Here is a 17,659-nt window from a genome sequence, read left to right on the forward strand (position 1 = left end):
CTCGATCAAGACAAGAGCCGGTTGCAGCAAGCCGAGAACCGCAACGCGCGCAATGTTTGACGTGGTTTATAAGTCGGCACTCGGATGTGGAGTGACCCGTAAAAGCCGTCGCCACTAATCAGACAGCCATTGGTGGTGAACTCGCTCTTGCCGCAGGAGCGCAGGTCTAATTTCCGGCACGGACATGTCACATTTTCCCACTCCCTTCGTCCTTGTGAGCGAAGGAGATTTTCATGCGACCGCTACTTCTTGCCCTTTCCGTCCTCCAGCTTTTCAACGGGGTGCTGATGCTGGCTGCACCGCGGCTCTGGTATGGCGTCATACCCGGTGTCACGGAGACAGGCCCGTTCAATTCCCATTTCATTCGCGATATCGGCCTTGGCTTTCTGAGCACCGGCTGCGCGCTGGGCATAGCGAGCTTGTATGCGGCGATTGCACGGCCTCTGGTGGCTGTTGCCAGCGTCTTTCTGCTCGGCCATGCGCTGCTGCATCTCGCCGAAATGGGGCTGCATGGAACGGGTCCGGCCCATGCGGTGCGGGATATCGCCCTGATCGTCGTGCCGGCCGTGATGCCGCTTGCCGTGTTTATGCGGAGGACCTCCCATGCTTAGGCGGCTCTTTCGGAATGCCGCGCGCAAATTCGGCGCGCGTTATGATTATGATGTCGGCTATATGGAAGATCTGACCGAGTTGAGCCCGGGCGGATTTGCCAAGCTCGCCTTGCTCGCACCCTTCACCCAGGAGCGTTTCGGCCTGCCGGCTGCACCTTATTATGCTGCGAAATTCATCGCAGCGCGCACGGCCGGATGTGGGCCCTGCGCCATGCTGGTGGTTCGCATGGCGGAGGAAGCCGGCGTCAGCGCACGCCAGCTCGCCTCGATCGCCCGGCCGGGTTCGGCGGATGCCGACATGCGGCTTGCCGCGAACTATGCGGCAGCCGTTCTCGCCAACTCGTGCGAGCTTGCTGACATGATTGAGGCGGCGCGGTTTCGCTTCGGGGAAAAAGGCCTCTGGGGCCTTGCTTCCGCCGTCGCCGCTGGCCAATTCTACCCCAGCTTGAAGCGGGGCATCGGCGCGGCACTGAGCTGCGACTTGCTACCGGCTGAGTTTCGGGAGGTCGTATGATCGTGCCTAAGGAGAGGGATGTCGGGCCGATGCCGGAGGCGCTGCGCCGCCGGCTGGTGCGGCTCGCCTATCGCTATCTCGGTTCGGTGACCGACGCTGAGGACGTCGTACAGGAAGCCTCCATCAAGCTCCTCGCCAGCGAAGGTGTCCGCGACCGCGAGGCGTGGCTTGCCCGCGTCGTCACCAATGCCGCGCTCGATCGGCTGAGGCAGCTCAAGGCGCGGCGGGAAACCTATATCGGACCCTGGCTGCCCGAGCCGGTGATCGAGGCGGAGAGCCCGAGCGACCGCGAGCTCGACATTTCCTTCGCCGTCATGCGCACGCTCGAGACATTGTCGCCACTCGAACGCGCCGCCTTCTTCCTGCATGACCTGTTCGGCATGGATTTCGAAACGGTGGGCGAGACGCTCGACCGCTCGCCCGCCGCCGTCCGCAAGCTCGCCTCGCGGGCCCGGCAGGCGGTGAAGGAGGGGCGGCCACGCTTTGCAGCGCGACCTGCCGACGTTGAGCGGCTGCTGATGGCGATCGGCGCTGCTGTGCAGAGCGATTCCGTCGACGCTCTTGCCGCCACACTGGCCGAGGATATCGAGTTGATCTCAGACGGCGGCGGCAAGGTGATCGCGGCGCTCAGGGTTCTTCATGGCCCGATGGAAGTCGCAAATTTCCTCATGCACATCGCCCGCAAGCAGCCGGATGGCGGATGGCGTTTCGGACCAGCCCAAGTGAATGGCGGCGCCGGCATGCTGATCAGTTCCGAGGTCGGCCTTGACACTGTGATGGCCATCGACCTCGATACCGAAGGGCGGGTCGCTGCGGTCTATCTCGTGCGCAATCCGGAAAAGCTCGCCCATGTGGTGGGAAGCTGAGCCGGCGTTGCCACAGTGGAGGCTGCGCTTATGTCTTTGGCGAAACTGCGCTGGTCGCGGGCCATGTTTCAACGCGTCCAGCCGGCTACAGCCCGAACAGATCCTCATTGTGATAATCTTGCGCCAGCCAAGGTCGATTCGCAGGTGTCGGGATTTTCGCCCCGGAAGCCAGGCACGCAAGGTCGTGAGACAGGCAAGGAGGCAGCGATGCTGAAAACCGATACCCGCCAAGCGAATTGGCGCCGTGCCAATCCAGGCAAATATGATGCTCACCTCGCCGTGCAGCGAGCGGTCAAGGCAGGCGAATTGGAAAAGCAAACCTGTGAGGTCTGCGGGATCGAAGCAGTCGATGCCCATCATGATCAATACGACGAGCCTTTAAGAGTGCGGTGGTTATGCCGACGGCACCACACGAGGCTTCATCATTACGGCGAAGACATGTTTCCGATCAAGGATGCACTTTAGAGTGCCTGATCACTGTGGTTTGTATTTGCAATTGGGATGTGACGACGCAATCTTCCTTCGACAATAACATCAGGAAGCCGGCGAAGCTCTATCTATGAGAAGGTGCCGGACGGGTTCCCGCCGCACGAATTCGGTCTCCACATGTTTCAGCACATGTCGCTGGCCTGCAAACGGCACCATCTTCAAGGCAGCTGCGAAAGAAACCCATCGAAATTCGCTATGTTCGTGATTGATGACGACCGTCGCATGGGAATCCACGAAGCCAACGAAGACCGGCAACATGGCGATGGCGTCCCGATCGGCCTCATAAAACTGCTCGCATATGTCGGCGGAGTAGAGCCGGTTGCAAATCAGCCCGGTTTCTTCGCGGACCTCGCGTAACGCAGCCTCCCAGGCTTTCTCCCCGTCCTCGATGCCGCCGGCGATCTGGCACCATTCACCGATCAGGGTGTGGTTGCGGCGCAGAAGCAATACCTCATGTCCAATGTCGGCTTTGCGGAGCAGGACCACAGAAACCGCAGAACAACGGATCGGAATCTCAGTCATCAATGCAACTTTCTGTCGGTGGGGCCGGGTCAACCAAAGGGATGTTCGCGAGCGACGAATGGCCTGGTCAGGAGGCTGACAGAATAGATATTCCTTCGCTCGAGGAACGCCTCACCATCTGGGCCTCAGAGCACGCCTTTCCTCAAAATGAAGTTCCCATAGGGGCGCGATTCAGCCGTCTGAATGACAGCAAACGATCGTATCGCGATCGGATAGTAAGCAAACCGCTCCACCGGTTGGCTGGTGATCGAGCGCCCTTCTGCGTCACTGCAAACGGCGATGACCTCTCTGTGCACTTCCAGCAATTCGCCCGGCGCGTCGACGGCCTCCATGTGCATCAGCGGCGTGTCGCCGAATGTGTCCAGGGGCATCATTTCAAGGATCCCGCCAACTGCAGCCGGTGCATCGAGCCCCTCCAAGAGGAGCAGCTTTCCGCTCGTGGTTTGGCTCGCCACCCGAAAGCCCGAGAAGTTTCGATCGACGATGGCCAGTTCGTCGCCATGCCCCATGGAGGCCAGAACCCACAACAAGTCGGCCGTGACGAACGGCGGGACGCCTTTCAGCATGTCATTTCCCTCCCAAGAGATGATCACAACTTGGATGGTAACCGCAAAAAAACGATTGCGCAAACGTTTCGATGGCGCTAGCGTGATCATATTCGCGGATCCTTGGAGAGCCTGTTTAAGGTTGGAATTCCGCCTGGGAGGAAAATTTGAGACGCTTTGTTGTTGTGCTGCCGGCAAACGCCGGAGCGCGCTCATGACGACGATTTCCGAAGTTGCAAAGGCGGCCGGAGTTTCGGTCTCCACGGTTTCCCATGTTCTCAACAAGACGCGCTACGTGTCGCCCGAGAAGGCGAAGCTCGTCATGGAGGCGGTGGACGAGATCGGATACATCCCGAACGCGGTTGCGCGCTCTCTCAAATTATCGTCGACGGGCACGGTCGGCCTGGTCATTTCCGCGATTTCGAACCCTTACTTCAGCGATATCATCTGCGCGATTGAAGCCGAGTGTTCCAAGCGCGGCTTGGTCGTCTTTCTATGTGACACGCAGGACGATCCAGATCGGGAACTGGAGCTCATCCGGCATCTGCATCAGCGTCGTGTCGACGGGATTATCCTTGCCGCTTCAGGCGCTCCCAAAAAGTCGCTGGACTATCTATTTGAATGCGATGTTCCCTGTGTGCTCGTCGACAGGCTCTCCGATGATCGTTTCGATCAGGTCGGAACCGACAACACGGCGGCAATCCGCATGCTGGTCGATCATCTCGTCACGCTCCATCACCAACGGGTCGGGATCATCCTCGGCCAGCCCGGATTTGCGACGACCGTGGAGCGCACTGAGGCTTTCCGCACAGCTATGGCGGAGAAGGGAATAGAGGTCCCGCATGCGTTGATCAGCAATGGCAACCGCAGCACGGCTGACGCCACCGCGTCGACGCACCACTTGCTGGAGCTGAAGGAGCCACCGACAGCAATCCTTGCCTCAAACAATCTTGCGATGATCGGCGCGATGAGAGCCATTCGGGAGCGGGGGCTGCGCGTTCCCGCGGATATTTCGGTGCTCGGAATCGATGATTTCGAATGGGCCGATTATTTCGAGCCGCGTCTGACACTGATGGCCCAGCCTTGCGATGAGATCGGCAGGAGGGCGGCGGACTTGCTGATTGCGCGGATCGGCAACAAGCACCGCCCGCGCGAGACCGTTCGACTGTCGCCGGTTTTGCGGGTGCGTGAATCGTGTGGAGAAGCAGCATGAACCAGGTTGTTCTTTCGGCGAAAGGGGTCACCAAGCATTTCGGCGGCGTTCAAGCGCTGCGTGGCGTGGACTTCGATCTTGAAGTCGGTGAAATCCATGCCCTGCTTGGAGAGAATGGTGCGGGCAAATCGACGTTGATGAACCTGATGTCCGGCGTGCACACGCCGGACCAGGGCGAGATCTTCATCGATGGCAAACCCGCCCGATTTCACAGCCCCCGGGATGCACAAGCGGCAGGAATTGCAACGATTTTTCAGGAGTTGGATCTCGTTTCGAGTTTGAGCGTCGCAGCCAATCTCTTTCTTGGGCGTGAGCTTGTCCATCCCCATGGCATGCTCGACGGAAAGGCGATGCTGCGCGAAGCGCGCAAAAGACTGGAGGCAATCGACCGATCGATCGATCCCGCCCAGCTTGTCGGCGAGCTTTCGATCGGCCAGCGCCAGGTCGTCGCCATTGTCAAGGCGCTGTCCTATGCATCCCGCGCTCTGATCATGGATGAACCGACAGCGGCATTGACTGTCGGCGAAGTCGATCGATTGTTCGACATCATGCGTGGGCTCGCATCGTCAGGCGTCGGTATCGTCTTTATTTCGCATCGCCTTGAGGAAGTGCCGCAGATTGCCCATCGCGTGACAGTGATGCGCGACGGCAAGGTCGCCGGCGTTACCGAGCCGAACGCGCCACAAGCGCAGCTGGTACAGCTTCTCGTCGGCCGTCCGTTGAACGAACTTTACCCGCCTCGATCGGATCGCGTCGGCGACGTTCTCCTGAGGATGCGGCAGGCCTCCTTCCGGCCGCACCGTGCGTCACCCGGGTGGCAGACGCCATCAAGGATCGACCTCGATGTTCACCGCGGTGAAATTGTCGGCTTGGCCGGCGTGATGGGTGCAGGCCGCACCGAGCTTCTGAGCGCTCTTTACGGGACAGGTGTGCCGGGCAGATGGCAGGGGGAGGTGACCATTGGCGGCAAACCGGCAAGGCTTCGATCCATCGCCGCCGCGCGCAGGGCTGGTCTCGCATTCGTCACCGACGACCGGCGCGGCGCCGGACTGATGCTGCGTATGTCCGTTGGCCTCAATCTGGTCATGTCGATCATTCGCCGAATTTCCCCAAACGGCTTGTTATCTGCACGTCGACAGGACGATGCGATCAAGAACTCGTTCGGAAATTTCGACATCCGTCCCAAGAACGCGGAGATCGCTGTGGGTGCCCTGTCCGGCGGCAACCAGCAGAAGGTCGTGCTTGCCAAGGAAGTGCTGGGCAATCCGAGCCTGTTGCTTCTCGACGAGCCGACCCGCGGTGTGGACGTCGGAGCCAAGGGTGAGATCTACGCTCGCTTGCGCAAATTTGCCTCGGATGGATTGGGCATCCTTGTCGCTTCAAGTGAAATGCCTGAGCTGATCGGCCTATGCGATCGAATAGTGGTCCTGCGCAACGGCTGCAGCGTTGCCGAATTTTCCGGCGGGGTGAGCGAACACGACGTTCTGGCCGCCGCCAACGGGAGGGAGGGATGATGTCCGAACAGCAAATTACGTCGAGTTCTCCGATTCAACCCGCAAAGCGCATTGATCCGCTTGCGGTCATCGTCCGCTTCCAAAGCCTGATCGGCCTGGTGCTGGTCTTTGCCGGCGGCATCATCTTCTCGCCGCGCCGGCATGGGGTCATCCTGTTCATTCAACCCGACAATATCGCCAACATCGTCCGCGCAGTGTCCGAGACCGGCATCATCGCGATCGGGATGACCTTCGTGATCATCACCGCCGGGATCGATCTCTCGGTTGGGGCGACCCTTGGTCTTGCGAGCGTCGTCACCGCAACATTGATGGTCTCGGGCGGCTTTGGGCTGATTACAACGGTGCTGGCAGTGCTGCTGATGGGCACCTGTTTCGGCCTGGTCCAGGGAGCGATCTCAAGCAAGTTTCGGCTTGAAGCATTTATCGTCACGCTTGCCGGTTTACAGGCAGCGCGCGGGCTGGCGCTCGTCGTGTCGGGCAATCAGTATATCAATATCTCCTATGGCGATGGCCCCGGGCTGGCTCCCCCCATCTTTGCGGTTCTCGGCGGTCGATTGTTCGGCAACGTCGTTCCCGTGGCCACCATCGTCTTCCTGATCTTTGCCTGCATCGCAACGCTGGTGCTGAACACGACAAGGTTCGGCCGTTACGTCTATGCCGTCGGCGGCAACGAGCGCGCCGCTCGCATCTCCGGTGTTCCGGTCTCGGCAATCAAGATCGCCGTTTACGCCATCACCGGCTTTGCATCCGCGCTGGCCGGCATCGTCCATGCCGGGCAATTCAATTTCGGAAGTGCCAATGATGGGACCGGATATGAATTGACGGCCATCGCGGCTGTCGTCATTGGCGGGACCAGCCTGTTTGGCGGGTCGGGTTCCATGGTCGGAACCATCGCCGGCACGATCATGCTTGGCGCCCTCGCCAATATTCTTCAGCTCAACAACATCACCCCAGCCATGCAGTTGCTTGCCACAGCGGCAATCATCGTTCTGGCGGCAGTCCTTCAATCCCTCGTTCGTCGCCGCGAAGGATTGGGCAGGTAGTGTGGCGGCATCTTCCGGAAGGTGGATCCGGAACCAATGTGGAGGAGAAAGTAATGACACAGAATGCACTTCGATTTTCGAATGCCGGGCGCATGGCACTTCTCGCCGGTTCATGCCTTTGTATTGCCGGCGTGGCCCAGGCTGCCGACCCGCTTGTGAAGGCTTGCGCCAAAGATGGCGAATTCGTTGTCGGCTTCTCGCAGGCAAACAACGCGGAGCCCTACCGCCAGCACGTCAACGATGAACTGGAAGCAGCCGCCAAGGCAGTCCCGCAATTCACACTGCAGATTGCCGACGGGGCCGGCAACGTCAACACTCAGACGTCACAGGTCGACAATTTCATTACCCAAAACGTCGACCTTCTGTTGATCTCGCCTTTCGAGGCGGCTCCGCTTACACCCGCCGTCAAGCGAGCAATGGACGCGGGTATCCCGGTCATCGAACTCGATCGCAAGACGAACGGTGAAGCAGGCAAGGATTACACAGCTTTCATCGGAGGCGATAACTACAAGATTGCGTTGGCAGCCGGCGAATATACCAGCAAGACGCTGCTTCCGGATGGCGGCGAGGCCGCCGTGCTGGAGGGCTTGCCGAGTTCGACACCCGCAGTCGAGCGGCTTAATGGCTTCAAAGATGGCGTGAAGGCCAACTCGAAAATCCAGATCGTCGCAGAACAGGCGGCCGACTGGCTGCCGGATAAAGCACAAACGGCGTTCGCCGCCATGCTGCAGGCTCATCCGGACATCAAGATGGTCTATGCCAGCAATGACATGATGGCGGCGGGTGCTCTGCTCGCTGCCAAAGGCGCTGGTAAAAGCGTGAAGATCATCGGAACCGATGGCTTGCCTGGGCCTGCCGGGGGAATTGAAGCGGTCGCAAAGGGCGATTGGTCCGCGACCTTCACCTATCCTACCGGAGCGAAAGAGGCGATCGACATGGCAAAGTCGATATTGCTGGACTGCGCATCGTCTGTTGAGCCAACGGTAACAGTCGATACCACAGCCATCACGCCCGAAAACGCCAAGCAGATGATGGGCAAGTAAAGTTCAAGGCTCCATCCGGCTGGGCGCGTCTGCCCAGCCGGGTGGGACCAGATTGCTTCGTTGCGCGCTTCAAAAGCTACGCATCGCCGCGGCGTTTGCCAGCACCCAGATCGAAAGCCGCACTTCGCCGGTCCAGCGCATGAAACGCGCGCCCATCGGTGGGCGCGCGCATCATAGAGACTAGAGGCGATAACGGCTGCGTTCTTTTGCGACCTGTTCTGGACTATAGGGGTCGAGCGCGTCATCGAACCTGGTCCATCCCTCTTGGGTGTAGGCGGCTCGGCGCTCGACCGGGTCGACCCAGTTGGATTGCTTGAGGATCGCTTCCGCTTCCGGGACAAGTGCGTCTTGAACCCTGGCAGTGACCAATGAGCCACCCCGGCGAACGCCTTCGGCATATACATTTGCGTCCTCGTCAGAGACGCCGGAACTCGTCATCGCACCGATAATGCCTCCTGTCGCACCGCCAGCGACTGCGCCAGCGGCGGCGCCGGCGGCGGTTGCGGCCAGCCAGCCGGCTGCGACGACGGGGCCGACGCCCGGGATGGCCATCAGACCGAGGCCTGTGAGAAGGCCGCCGGCGCCGCCGACGACTGCACCGATGCCGGCACCTGTACCGGCGCCTTCACCTGCATTCGAATGTTCATCGTGGCGGCTGTCGGCATTGTTGGAAACGATGCTGATGTCGCTGGAAGGGATACCGGCGGATTCAAGCGCGCTGACCGCAGAGCTCGCGTCGGTATAATCGTCGAAAAGTCCAGTTACGGTTCTCATAGTCATTCTCCTGAAGGATTTGTTGGGGTCACTTGGCGACGATATTGCCCTGGTAGTCGAGTGCGATCATGACGGCCTTGCCGTCCTTCATGCCCGATGCCATCCAGATGCCCTTGTCATCCTTCTTGAGGTCTTTGACGTCGGTATAGCCGGCCTTTTCGATGCGGTCCTTGGCCTGCCCTTCGGTGAAGCTGTTGGCACCTTCGACCGGGGCGGTCGCATTGTTCGACCCAGGCGTTGCAATGGCCGGCGTCTTGCCGTCACTTGTCGTCGCGGGTGCCGTCTGGGCCATGGCTGACAATGCCGAAGCGCCCAGAAGCGCTGCGGCTAGAATGAACTTGTTCATGGGAATTTCCTCTCGTGCCGAACCTCTCAGATCCGTGATCACGAAACCCCATCCGACCCTAATCGTTCCACGTTCCAGAACTTAAAGCGCGAATGCCAGTCCTTGCCTGATTTGCTGTTGAACTCGCAAAAGATTTTCTGCGATCGCTTGCTGTGTCGCGGACAAAATGGACCCGATAGCAGCGGCCATTGTTGACGCGCAGTTCACTCACGCCATCGCCCACCGGCGTTGCGTCCCCTGGGTTAGGCACGGAAGTCCTTCAGCGTCTTGGACCGGTTCGGACCCAAAGATCGCGGACAACGTCGCGTCTGCAATGAACGGTCTTCTGGAAACCTGGAGATCGCGTTATGCCGCGTTCAAAAGTTCAGCGCTCACCGGCATTCCCATATGATAGCCCTGGACGCGGTCGATGCGAAGATCCTTGAGCAGGGACAATTGTGCTGCCGTTTCGACGCCTTCCACCAGGATCGTATTCCCACGATTGCGGATAAGAGCGACCATGTCCTGAAGCATCATCAACCCGCGCGGGTTGGAGCAGTCGTGCAGGAAGGTTCGATCGACCTTGACCGTCTGAAACTCGATCGCCCTCAGCCAAGAGAGGCCCGCGAAGCCGGAGCCGAAGTCGTCAAGCCAGATTTCGACGCCGAGAGTCCGCAGATCTGCAATGCACTTAAGCACCTCCGACTGCATATCCATGTCCAGGCCCTCGGTGACTTCCAAGGCCAGTCGCGATCCGCTGACCCCGCAGCGAATAAGAATGTCAGCGACATTCGCAGCAAAGCCGGGGGAACGCAGCTGTATGGGCGACACGTTGACGCTGACGGTCGCCATGCGATCGGTCATCAGTATGTCACGGCATGCCGTCTCGATCGCCCATTTGCCCAATTCGAGGATAGCGCCCGTTCGCTCTGCAACCGGAATGAATGTTTTCGGCGAAACCGCGGTGCCGTCCGGCATCCGAAGCCGCATCAAAGCCTCGACAGCTCTTGCTTTCTCGTTCGTCAACTCGAAGATCGGTTGGTAAACGAGCGAGACCAGTTTGCGATCAATGGCTGCCGTCAGCAGCGGGACGAGTTTACCGGCATTGTCGTCCGGGCGAGGCAACAGCGGATCAAACCTGCGAATGCAATTTCGGCCGCTTGCTTTGGCATGGTAGAGAGCAAGATCGGCCTCTCGCACCAATCGTTCAACCTTCTCTCCAACTTTGTCGCGGGTGAAGGCGACGCCGATGCTGACGGTTACGATCGGGCTGTCATCCGGTCGCCCGTCATGCTCGATCGCAAGAAACTCGACTTCCATTCTGATCTTTTCGGCCAGGCTCATCGCGATCTTAGGAGTTTCGACCGGCAAGACCACGATAAACTCTTCGCCACCATACCTGCCGATCATGCCACCGGACGACTCGACGACGGCCTTCAGCACTTTGGCGATGACAGTCAGGCATCGGTCTCCTTCTTGATGCCCGTAGCGATCATTGAAGCGTTTGAAAAAATCGACGTCGATGAGCAACACGACGAAGTCGCGGCGTTCGTCTTTCCAGGCGGCCCAGCATTCATCGAGCCGCCGATCCAGGGCGCGCCGGTTGCTTATGCCTGTCAGGTAATCGGTATTTGAAAGCTCGAGCAGTGATCGTCCACGCTCGGACGCTTCCCAGTGCTGATATCGGGCCTCCGCCGCATTCAGCAACACGTTTCGACGCTCCACGTTCAATCGCCAATTCACGAAAGACGTGAAGACGAAGCACGAAATGTAGAACATCCCGAAGGCAAGCTTGTAGGTTTGGCTTGAAGGGAAAAACGCCTCGATCGTCACGAAAAATGCGCCGAGCACGAAGCTGGAGGTGATCACCGAAAGCCGAAACGGGAAACTGAAAAACAGGTTGGCGCCCATCATGAAGATGGCGCCAAATATCATGTAGTACGACATGGCGGTGACGTCGCTGGTGCCAATCGCCGGGTAAAGCCAGCCCAAATAACCGGCAAGCAGTGCCGAGGCGCAGGTGATGTCCAGCCAGACGGTTTTTGCTTTGGCCAGTCGCAAGGCCTCGAAAGCCAGCAGCGCGATCGTTGCAACGACGAATCGCGCGGCGATCGTCGCAGGCGCAACATCGGGGATAAGCCATCGGTCGGGAAGTGCGAAGGCCACATAGACGGCGACCGCGATCCAAAGACCGTGCCGTGAGCTTCGCCTGCGGACAGCATCATTTTCCGTTTCCAGAGACTTGCAGGCCTCGGCGAATGAAAAGCAGTCGGTTGATTCATCGCGCTGCACAGGAGCGTCAGCCGCGCTCATGCAACGATACCAGCCTGACTACAATCTAAAGAAGTTAAAAAGTAAGCCATGCTTCGGGCGCCCTCCAAAATTACGTTCGGCAACCTGCAACCGGTTTGTCTTATTACTTAACATTCGTAGAGGCGCAGGTTCCGACCCGCAATAGTAGAATTACCCTTATCCCGTGCAGATTCTAGTCGCATCCCATTTCGAGGTTGATTATGCTTAACGCTATGTCAAGGGAGTCTCGAAATGGCACGAAGTCTTGTCTTGGACGGTGAAAGTCTTGTTGCGCCGGGTGAAATTCGGCGGGCAGCAAGGAGGTTTGCTGCGACAAATCCCAGCGACCTTATCGTCGCGAAAGCCGAGCTTGCGGTCAGCCTCGATCTGTCGATCCGTCAGTTCAGATCCGGCGTCGAGCCGCGTGCGATCATCGAGCGCCTTAGCGAAGCCTTGCATCAGTTGCGGCGCCGCTTTCATCCGGAGGTGTGGGACGTCATCGTTCCGATCGCGCAATCTCATCCAGTTGCTCACTATCTGCACCAGGATCCATTGACCCGCTGGTCGTTCGAAAAGCCGCGCGGCTATTCCGGCGACGCACGTCTTCTCGACTTTATCTACGGCAGGCCTGAGATCGAGGACGCCGTTGCATCATCGAGCACCTTGGGACGTTCGATCTATGCCTACACTCGAAATGCTTCGTCATCCGTCGCGGTACGAGAGCGTCGAGACATTCTGGCGCGGCGCGTCGACGAAATCGCTTCGGCTCGGCCCGGTTCCACCGAAGTCCTGGCCATCGCGTCGGGCCATCTTCGTGAGGGGCCTTTGTCGCGCGCGCTCGGCGCCGGCGCGATCAAACGCTGGGTCGCTTTGGATCAGGACCCGATGAGTGTTGGAACAGTCGCCCGCGATTTCGCCGGCACGTCGGTCGAGGCGCTGAACGGGTCGGTCAAATCGCTGCTCGGTGGAAGGCATGCGCTGGGAATGTTCGATTTTGTGTATGCGGCCGGTCTTTATGACTATCTGCCGGACGCTGTCGCCGTAAAGCTGACCAAGAAGTGCGTCAGCATGCTTAAGCCTGGCGGCACATTCCTGTTCGCCAACTTCTCCCCGGCGACGGACGTCGACGGCTATATGGAGACATTCATGAATTGGGCGCTGCTGTTGCGCTCGGAACATGAGATGGGCTTGATCGCCAGTGAAAGCGCGGCTGGGGCGGATCTGAAAGTGTCTGTCTGGCCGGGCTCGAATCGTAGCGTTGTCTACTGCGAAATTGAAAAACAGCCCTAAGCCGCAGGTTGGCCAAAAGGCAATGGCGTTGCAGGAACAACGCCGGCGTACGGAAAAGGAGCGGCCGAGACGCTGGGCTCGACCCGGCCGCAACGATGAGCCATACCGGCGGCTAGGTCAGATCAGGCCGTATTGTTCCGCCTTGTTGCGCAGGAACCGCAGACCCCTTCCCATGACCTCTTCCATATCGCGTGCCACGGGGCGCCAGACGGCCAGGCCATAGGCCACTTCCGCCGGCATGTTGATGAAGCTTTCCATGGCAAGTCCGCCCTTGAAGCCGATTGCGGCGAGCGCGGCATAGATCGCATCCCAGGGAATGTTGCCGTAACCCGGCGTGCCGCGGTCGCTTTCGGAAAGATGGATGTATTTCAGGTGATCGCGGGCAATCAGGATGCCGTTTGCCGCGCCCTTCTCCTCGATGTTCATGTGGTAGGTGTCGAGATGAACGAAGATGTTGTCGGCGCCGACACGCTCCACCATGTCGACGGCCTGCTGGGCCGAATTGATCAGGTGGTTCTCATAACGGTTCACGGCCTCGACGCCGAGTTGGATGCCGTGCTTCTTCGCGTGCTTTGCCGCAGCGTCGAGCACCTTGGCAATATTGTCGTATTCGCCTTGCGTCGGTGGTACGCCGGTCCGCTCGCCAATGCCGCCGAAGATGACGCCGGACAGCGCCTCGGCGCTCATCTCAGCGGTCTTTTCGATCGCAATCTTCAGGTGCTCAATCGCCGCATCCGGGCGGACGGATGCCCAGGCATGCTCCGGCAGGCCGAGCGAGCAGACCGCGCGCAGCTTGTTCTTCTCAAGCAGTTCTCGGGTGTGCTTGGCATCGACGGCCGGCGCGTTGAGCAGCGCAATCTCGATGAAGTCCATTTCGTAGTGCACCGCTCCGGCAATTGCCTTCTCGGCGCCTGCGCGATCCCAGTTCATGGTCCACATGCTGGTGTGGACGCCGAAACCTTGCATGGTCGTATCTCCTATTTCGCGATTGTGATGAACTTGGCCGAGAACCATCGCAGCACCATCACGACGATGAGCAGGATGCCCCAGACGGCGGTGGTGAGATGCTGGTTGGCGCCGAGCAGATTGAGCCCCGAAGAGAGAAGCTGCAGCACGACGAGCGCCACGAAGACAGGCAGGACGCGGCCGAAGCCGCCGAACGGATTGATGCCGCCGAGGAAGCAGGCGAGCACGGTGATCAGCAGATAGGACTCTCCATGGCCGACGCGTACCGAATTGAAGCGCGCAAGCATGATGATGCCGGCCACGGCAGCCATCGCACCGGAGAGCATGTAGACAAGCACCAGGACCTTGCGGGTATTGATGCCGGAATAGCGGGCGGACTCGATATTGGAGCCGATCATATAGGTGGAAAAACCGAGCTTTGATCGCGCGAGCAGGATGTGGCTGGCGATCACACAGGCGATCAGGATCAACAACGGTATAGGAATGCCGAGAATGCTGCCGTGGCCGATGGGAGCGATAAAGGTGGGGAAACCCGAAATATCGCCGCCGCGCGTCAGGAACTCGCCGAGGCCACGCAGGAAGATCATCATCGATAGCGAAACGAGGATCGGATGGGCGCGGGTAAAGGCGATGACGAGGCCCATGACCAGGCCGCTTGCGGCGCCGACGGCAAGCGCCAGCAGCGAGCCGAGCAGGAAGGCGGCCGGGCCGGCATCGATCCCGCCATTGGCTTGCAGCGCCCAGGCAAGCGTCAGGCCCGCAATGTTGGCGGTGAAGGTGATCGCCAGATTCAGGCCGCCGGTGAGGATCGGCATCAGCATGGCAAGCGTCAGGATGCCGAGCTCGGGAAGCTGAAAGGCGACGGATCCGAAGGTCGCGCCCGTCAGAAAATGTGGCGAGGCGAAACCGAAGACGATCAGCACGATCGCCAGCGCGGCCAGCGGACCGGCCATATCAGCCCCGAAGATGGCGTTGAAGCGGGCTGCGAGGATGTTCATCGCTTTTCTCCGCTTGCCGCAGGTTGGCCATCGGCCGATATGCGGCTCCCAAAGACAGGCGCCAGCGCGCCGATGCGGGCGCTCGACAACGTGATCGCAACGAGAATGATCGCCCCGACGATCATCTTGAAGGCGAAGGGCGAGACGCCCATCAGGTTGAGGCCGTTCTGGGTGATCGAGACGAGCAGCACGCCCAGCACGCAACCGAGCACGGAGCCCTTGCCGCCGCCCAGCCGCGCGCCGCCGAGCACCACGGCAGCGAGCACATCGAGTTCGCGGCCATAGAGTGCGTTCGGCACCACCTCCTGCGCGTAATGCGCCTGCATGAGCCCAGCGATGCCCGCCATCAGTCCAAGCCAGCCGAAGGCGATGAACTGCATGGCGCCGATATTGATGCCGAAGCGGCGCGCGCCGTCGGGATTGTCGCCGAAGGCATAGAGCTGCCGGCCGGTCGTCGTGCGGGTAATGAAGAGCCAGGTGGCAAGCGTGCAGACGGCCATGACGACAACAGGCAGCGTGATTTCCGCCCAGCTGCCGTCGGCCATTTCCCGCTCGTAAATGACCACGCGACTGGTCAGCCAGTCGGGCAGATTGTAGAGCGATACACCCTTGGTGAAAAACATCAGCAGGCCGAAATAGACGTTGAAGGTCGCGATTGTCGCAACGATCGAGATGATGCGGAAGCGGTGGATCAGGAAGGCGTTGATCAGGCCGAGCACGATGCCGATGGCTGCCGCGATCAGGAAGCCGGATGTCCAGCCACCCCCGCCGATCCGCTCGAGCGCAAGTGCGGTGAGATACTGCACGATCGAGGCGGCGACGGCGAAGGAGATGTCGATCCCGCCGGCAATCAGCACCACGAGCAGGCCGACGGCGAAGATGATATTGACGGCGCTGATATTCAGCAGGTCGAAGGCATTGCCGAGTGTGAAGAAACGATCGGTCGCAAACGCCAGGAAGATGCTCATCGCGATGATGACGGCGATGAGCACGCATTCGGTCGTATGGGACAGGAACAGCTTACGCATAGACGGCCGCCTCCAGGTCCTTCAAAGTGGTCGTGCGCGGATCGTGCCAGCCGGCGACGCGGCCCTTTTCCATGTGAATGATCCGGTCGGCATTGAAATAGACCTCCGGCACCTCGTCCGAGATGAGGATGATCGCCAGCCCGGCTTCGGCGAGACGGGCAACGATTTCGAAGATGCCGGCGCGCGCACCGACATCAACGCCGACGGTGGGAGCGTCAAGGATGAGCACCTTGGGATCGGTGGCGAGCCATTTGGCGATCGCGACGCGCTGCTGGTTGCCGCCCGAAAGCGTCGAGATCGCATCGTCCTGCTTGCCGATCCTGACGCCGAGATCGGCAATCCAGCGGGCAACGAGCGCGTGCTTCTTATCGGGCGAAATCAGCCGGCCGCTGAGGATGCGGTTGAGAGAGGCCATAACCAAGTTGTCGGCGATGGATTGCGGCTGGTTGAGACCGAGTGAAAGACGATCCTCCGACAGATAGGCGACGCCGGCCGCAATCGCCTCGCGGTTGGAGGCAAAATGCACCGCTCTTCCCTCCAGTTTGATCGTGCCGGCGGCCGGCCGGCGCATGCCGAATAGCGTAAGCGCAAGTTCGGTGCGGCCCGAGCCGAGCAGTCCTGTGATCCCGAGCGTCTCGCCACGGCGCAGATCGAAGGAAATCTCCTCGAACTCGCCAGGCCGGGAAAGCTTGCTGACGGAGAGCATGATCGGGTTCTGCGATCGGTCGCGGGCGCGAACGTTCTGATCGAAGGTGCGCCCGGTCATCAGCTCGGTGATCTTCGACTGCGTCATGCCCTCCACCGGAAAGACCCCGACGAGCGCGCCATCGCGAAGCACCGTAATGCGTGAGGAGATCTCCAGCACTTCCGCAAGACGATGGCTGACGAAGACCACGGCAACGCCCGAAGCCGATAGGGTGCGCACGATCGCCAGCAGATGATCGGTCTCCGATTGGGTGAGCGAGGCGGTCGGCTCGTCCATGAAGACGATCCGGGCCTGCCCGACCAGCGCGCGGGCAATTGCCACGATCTGGCGCTGCGCGATGGCGAAGTCCTTCAGCGGTCTGTCGACCTCGAGGCTGACGCCGAGCCGGGCGAGCGCGCCCTCGGCGATCGTCCGGATCGCGCCATAGTTGACGAAGCGCGGGCGCGAACCGGAAAGGGTCTGGAAGGCGATGTTTTCCGCGACGCTCATTTCGGGAAAGAGTGCAAGATCCTGCCAGATGATCTGGATGCCGCGGGCCTGGGCCATGCCTGGCGTCATGTGGGAAATCGCCTCGCCGTCGAAGACGATCTCGGCGCCCTCGGCAGGCCGGTATACGCCGGAGATAACCTTGATGAGCGTGCTCTTGCCGGAACCATTCTCCCCGGCCAGACAATGCACTTCGCCGGGCAAAACCTCGAAGGAAACGTTTTTCAGCGCCTTCACGCCGCCGAATGTCATGTTGATGCCGCGGAGCGAAAGAAGAGGCTGGTCCTTCACGCCCTCATCCGTTGCCGTGCTCATGCCGGTTGCCTGTCCGATCGAATGCCATAAAGGGTCGATGGCCCCGGCCTTGGCCGGATACCGCTTTCTTGCCGAATGTCGGGCCGGTCGGCAAGGACCGGCCCGACACCGGGGGAGGG

General features: G+C 60.2%; 18 protein-coding genes. 9 read left to right on the top strand and 9 right to left on the bottom strand.

The annotated features are described in order from the left end of the window. Nucleotides 1-233 precede the first annotated feature (233 nt). The 4 genes from FHX14_RS30920 (at nucleotide 234) to FHX14_RS30935 (ending at nucleotide 2,456) form a co-directional block, all read left to right on the top strand. Nucleotides 234-611 (top strand): hypothetical protein, encoded by a 378-nt coding sequence (locus FHX14_RS30920; RefSeq protein WP_184380869.1) that lies wholly within the window; start codon nucleotides 234-236, stop codon nucleotides 609-611. After that, nucleotides 604-1,125: a hypothetical protein gene (locus FHX14_RS30925; protein ID WP_184380871.1), complete on the top strand. Its 522-nt coding sequence runs from the start codon at nucleotides 604-606 to the stop codon at nucleotides 1,123-1,125. The genes FHX14_RS30920 and FHX14_RS30925 overlap by 8 nt, the downstream gene beginning before the upstream one ends. After that, nucleotides 1,122-1,991: an RNA polymerase sigma factor SigJ gene (gene sigJ / locus FHX14_RS30930; protein WP_210301183.1), complete on the top strand. Its 870-nt coding sequence runs from the start codon at nucleotides 1,122-1,124 to the stop codon at nucleotides 1,989-1,991. The genes FHX14_RS30925 and sigJ overlap by 4 nt, the downstream gene beginning before the upstream one ends. A gap of 207 nt (nucleotides 1,992-2,198) precedes the next feature. After that, nucleotides 2,199-2,456: a hypothetical protein gene (locus FHX14_RS30935; RefSeq protein ID WP_184380872.1), complete on the top strand. Its 258-nt coding sequence runs from the start codon at nucleotides 2,199-2,201 to the stop codon at nucleotides 2,454-2,456. A gap of 69 nt (nucleotides 2,457-2,525) precedes the next feature. On the opposite strand, the gene FHX14_RS30940 is transcribed toward FHX14_RS30935, so the two are convergent. Together FHX14_RS30940 and FHX14_RS30945 are read right to left on the bottom strand one after the other, a co-directional pair. Next, on the bottom strand, nucleotides 2,526-3,002 hold the full coding sequence (locus FHX14_RS30940; protein WP_184380874.1) for an NUDIX domain-containing protein: 477 nt from the start codon (nucleotides 3,000-3,002) through the stop codon (nucleotides 2,526-2,528). A gap of 125 nt (nucleotides 3,003-3,127) precedes the next feature. Continuing rightward, the gene (locus FHX14_RS30945) at nucleotides 3,128-3,568 is read right to left on the bottom strand and encodes an RbsD/FucU domain-containing protein (RefSeq protein ID WP_184380924.1); all 441 of its coding nucleotides are present in this window, start codon (nucleotides 3,566-3,568) and stop codon (nucleotides 3,128-3,130) included. Nucleotides 3,569-3,761: 193 nt separating this feature from the next. Between FHX14_RS30945 and FHX14_RS30950 the strand changes: the two genes are divergently transcribed. Genes FHX14_RS30950 through FHX14_RS30965 form a run of 4 tightly spaced genes read left to right on the top strand, consistent with a single transcriptional unit; the run spans nucleotide 3,762 to nucleotide 8,360 of the window. Continuing rightward, a complete protein-coding gene (locus tag FHX14_RS30950) occupies nucleotides 3,762-4,760 on the top strand; it encodes a LacI family DNA-binding transcriptional regulator (RefSeq protein ID WP_184380876.1) in 999 nt (332 codons plus the stop codon). Beyond that, nucleotides 4,757-6,274 carry a sugar ABC transporter ATP-binding protein gene (locus tag FHX14_RS30955; protein ID WP_184380878.1) on the top strand — a complete coding sequence of 506 codons (1,518 nt, stop codon included), beginning with the start codon at nucleotides 4,757-4,759 and terminating at the stop codon, nucleotides 6,272-6,274. Before FHX14_RS30950 ends, FHX14_RS30955 begins: the two co-directional genes overlap by 4 nt. Next, on the top strand, nucleotides 6,274-7,317 hold the full coding sequence (locus tag FHX14_RS30960; RefSeq protein ID WP_049778332.1) for an ABC transporter permease: 1,044 nt from the start codon (nucleotides 6,274-6,276) through the stop codon (nucleotides 7,315-7,317). The genes FHX14_RS30955 and FHX14_RS30960 overlap by 1 nt, the downstream gene beginning before the upstream one ends. A gap of 53 nt (nucleotides 7,318-7,370) precedes the next feature. After that, nucleotides 7,371-8,360, top strand: a complete 990-nt coding sequence (locus FHX14_RS30965; RefSeq protein ID WP_184380880.1) for a substrate-binding domain-containing protein — start codon at nucleotides 7,371-7,373, stop codon at nucleotides 8,358-8,360. Between the two features lie 180 nt (nucleotides 8,361-8,540). On the opposite strand, the gene FHX14_RS30970 is transcribed toward FHX14_RS30965, so the two are convergent. From FHX14_RS30970 to FHX14_RS30980, 3 genes are all read right to left on the bottom strand, one after another. Next, nucleotides 8,541-9,134, bottom strand: coding sequence for a general stress protein (locus FHX14_RS30970; RefSeq protein ID WP_003591969.1), 594 nt, complete (start codon nucleotides 9,132-9,134; stop codon nucleotides 8,541-8,543). Nucleotides 9,135-9,162: 28 nt separating this feature from the next. After that, nucleotides 9,163-9,480, bottom strand: coding sequence for a hypothetical protein (locus FHX14_RS30975; protein WP_003591967.1), 318 nt, complete (start codon nucleotides 9,478-9,480; stop codon nucleotides 9,163-9,165). 345 nt (nucleotides 9,481-9,825) lie between these two features. Then, nucleotides 9,826-11,772, bottom strand: a complete 1,947-nt coding sequence (locus FHX14_RS30980; RefSeq protein WP_184380882.1) for an EAL domain-containing protein — start codon at nucleotides 11,770-11,772, stop codon at nucleotides 9,826-9,828. A gap of 231 nt (nucleotides 11,773-12,003) precedes the next feature. Between FHX14_RS30980 and FHX14_RS30985 the strand changes: the two genes are divergently transcribed. Then, on the top strand, nucleotides 12,004-13,041 hold the full coding sequence (locus FHX14_RS30985) for a class I SAM-dependent methyltransferase (protein ID WP_012555652.1): 1,038 nt from the start codon (nucleotides 12,004-12,006) through the stop codon (nucleotides 13,039-13,041). Nucleotides 13,042-13,158: 117 nt separating this feature from the next. Here FHX14_RS30985 and FHX14_RS30990 read toward each other — a convergent pair whose 3' ends face one another. From FHX14_RS30990 to FHX14_RS31005, 4 genes are read right to left on the bottom strand one after another with little or no spacing between them, the layout of a single operon-like run. Then, nucleotides 13,159-14,007 (bottom strand): sugar phosphate isomerase/epimerase, encoded by an 849-nt coding sequence (locus FHX14_RS30990; RefSeq protein ID WP_184380884.1) that lies wholly within the window; start codon nucleotides 14,005-14,007, stop codon nucleotides 13,159-13,161. An 11-nt stretch (nucleotides 14,008-14,018) separates the two neighbouring features. Continuing rightward, nucleotides 14,019-15,005, bottom strand: a complete 987-nt coding sequence (locus FHX14_RS30995) for an ABC transporter permease (RefSeq protein WP_184380886.1) — start codon at nucleotides 15,003-15,005, stop codon at nucleotides 14,019-14,021. Then, entirely contained in the window at nucleotides 15,002-16,033 is a 1,032-nt protein-coding gene (locus FHX14_RS31000) for an ABC transporter permease (protein WP_184380888.1), read from the bottom strand. The genes FHX14_RS30995 and FHX14_RS31000 overlap by 4 nt, the downstream gene beginning before the upstream one ends. After that, nucleotides 16,026-17,540, bottom strand: a complete 1,515-nt coding sequence (locus tag FHX14_RS31005) for a sugar ABC transporter ATP-binding protein (RefSeq protein ID WP_184380890.1) — start codon at nucleotides 17,538-17,540, stop codon at nucleotides 16,026-16,028. The genes FHX14_RS31000 and FHX14_RS31005 overlap by 8 nt, the downstream gene beginning before the upstream one ends. Nucleotides 17,541-17,659: the final 119 nt, after the last annotated feature.

Source organism: Rhizobium sp. BK619 (genome assembly GCF_014195245.1).
Lineage (GTDB): Bacteria > Pseudomonadota > Alphaproteobacteria > Rhizobiales > Rhizobiaceae > Rhizobium > Rhizobium acidisoli.

Excerpts from the sequence above, each read along its gene's own strand:
- FHX14_RS30920 (WP_184380869.1), top strand. The coding sequence starts at position 234 with ATGCGACCGCTACTTCTTGCCCTTTCCGTCCTCCAGCTTTTCAACGGG.
- FHX14_RS30925 (WP_184380871.1), top strand. The coding sequence starts at position 604 with ATGCTTAGGCGGCTCTTTCGGAATGCCGCGCGCAAATTCGGCGCGCGT.
- sigJ (WP_210301183.1), top strand. The coding sequence starts at position 1,122 with ATGATCGTGCCTAAGGAGAGGGATGTCGGGCCGATGCCGGAGGCGCTG.
- FHX14_RS30935 (WP_184380872.1), top strand. The coding sequence starts at position 2,199 with ATGCTGAAAACCGATACCCGCCAAGCGAATTGGCGCCGTGCCAATCCA.
- FHX14_RS30940 (WP_184380874.1), bottom strand. The coding sequence starts at position 3,002 with ATGACTGAGATTCCGATCCGTTGTTCTGCGGTTTCTGTGGTCCTGCTC.
- FHX14_RS30945 (WP_184380924.1), bottom strand. The coding sequence starts at position 3,568 with ATGCTGAAAGGCGTCCCGCCGTTCGTCACGGCCGACTTGTTGTGGGTT.
- FHX14_RS30950 (WP_184380876.1), top strand. The coding sequence starts at position 3,762 with ATGACGACGATTTCCGAAGTTGCAAAGGCGGCCGGAGTTTCGGTCTCC.
- FHX14_RS30955 (WP_184380878.1), top strand. The coding sequence starts at position 4,757 with ATGAACCAGGTTGTTCTTTCGGCGAAAGGGGTCACCAAGCATTTCGGC.
- FHX14_RS30960 (WP_049778332.1), top strand. The coding sequence starts at position 6,274 with ATGTCCGAACAGCAAATTACGTCGAGTTCTCCGATTCAACCCGCAAAG.
- FHX14_RS30965 (WP_184380880.1), top strand. The coding sequence starts at position 7,371 with ATGACACAGAATGCACTTCGATTTTCGAATGCCGGGCGCATGGCACTT.
- FHX14_RS30970 (WP_003591969.1), bottom strand. The coding sequence starts at position 9,134 with ATGAGAACCGTAACTGGACTTTTCGACGATTATACCGACGCGAGCTCT.
- FHX14_RS30975 (WP_003591967.1), bottom strand. The coding sequence starts at position 9,480 with ATGAACAAGTTCATTCTAGCCGCAGCGCTTCTGGGCGCTTCGGCATTG.
- FHX14_RS30980 (WP_184380882.1), bottom strand. The coding sequence starts at position 11,772 with ATGAGCGCGGCTGACGCTCCTGTGCAGCGCGATGAATCAACCGACTGC.
- FHX14_RS30985 (WP_012555652.1), top strand. The coding sequence starts at position 12,004 with ATGGCACGAAGTCTTGTCTTGGACGGTGAAAGTCTTGTTGCGCCGGGT.
- FHX14_RS30990 (WP_184380884.1), bottom strand. The coding sequence starts at position 14,007 with ATGCAAGGTTTCGGCGTCCACACCAGCATGTGGACCATGAACTGGGAT.
- FHX14_RS30995 (WP_184380886.1), bottom strand. The coding sequence starts at position 15,005 with ATGAACATCCTCGCAGCCCGCTTCAACGCCATCTTCGGGGCTGATATG.
- FHX14_RS31000 (WP_184380888.1), bottom strand. The coding sequence starts at position 16,033 with ATGCGTAAGCTGTTCCTGTCCCATACGACCGAATGCGTGCTCATCGCC.
- FHX14_RS31005 (WP_184380890.1), bottom strand. The coding sequence starts at position 17,540 with ATGAGCACGGCAACGGATGAGGGCGTGAAGGACCAGCCTCTTCTTTCG.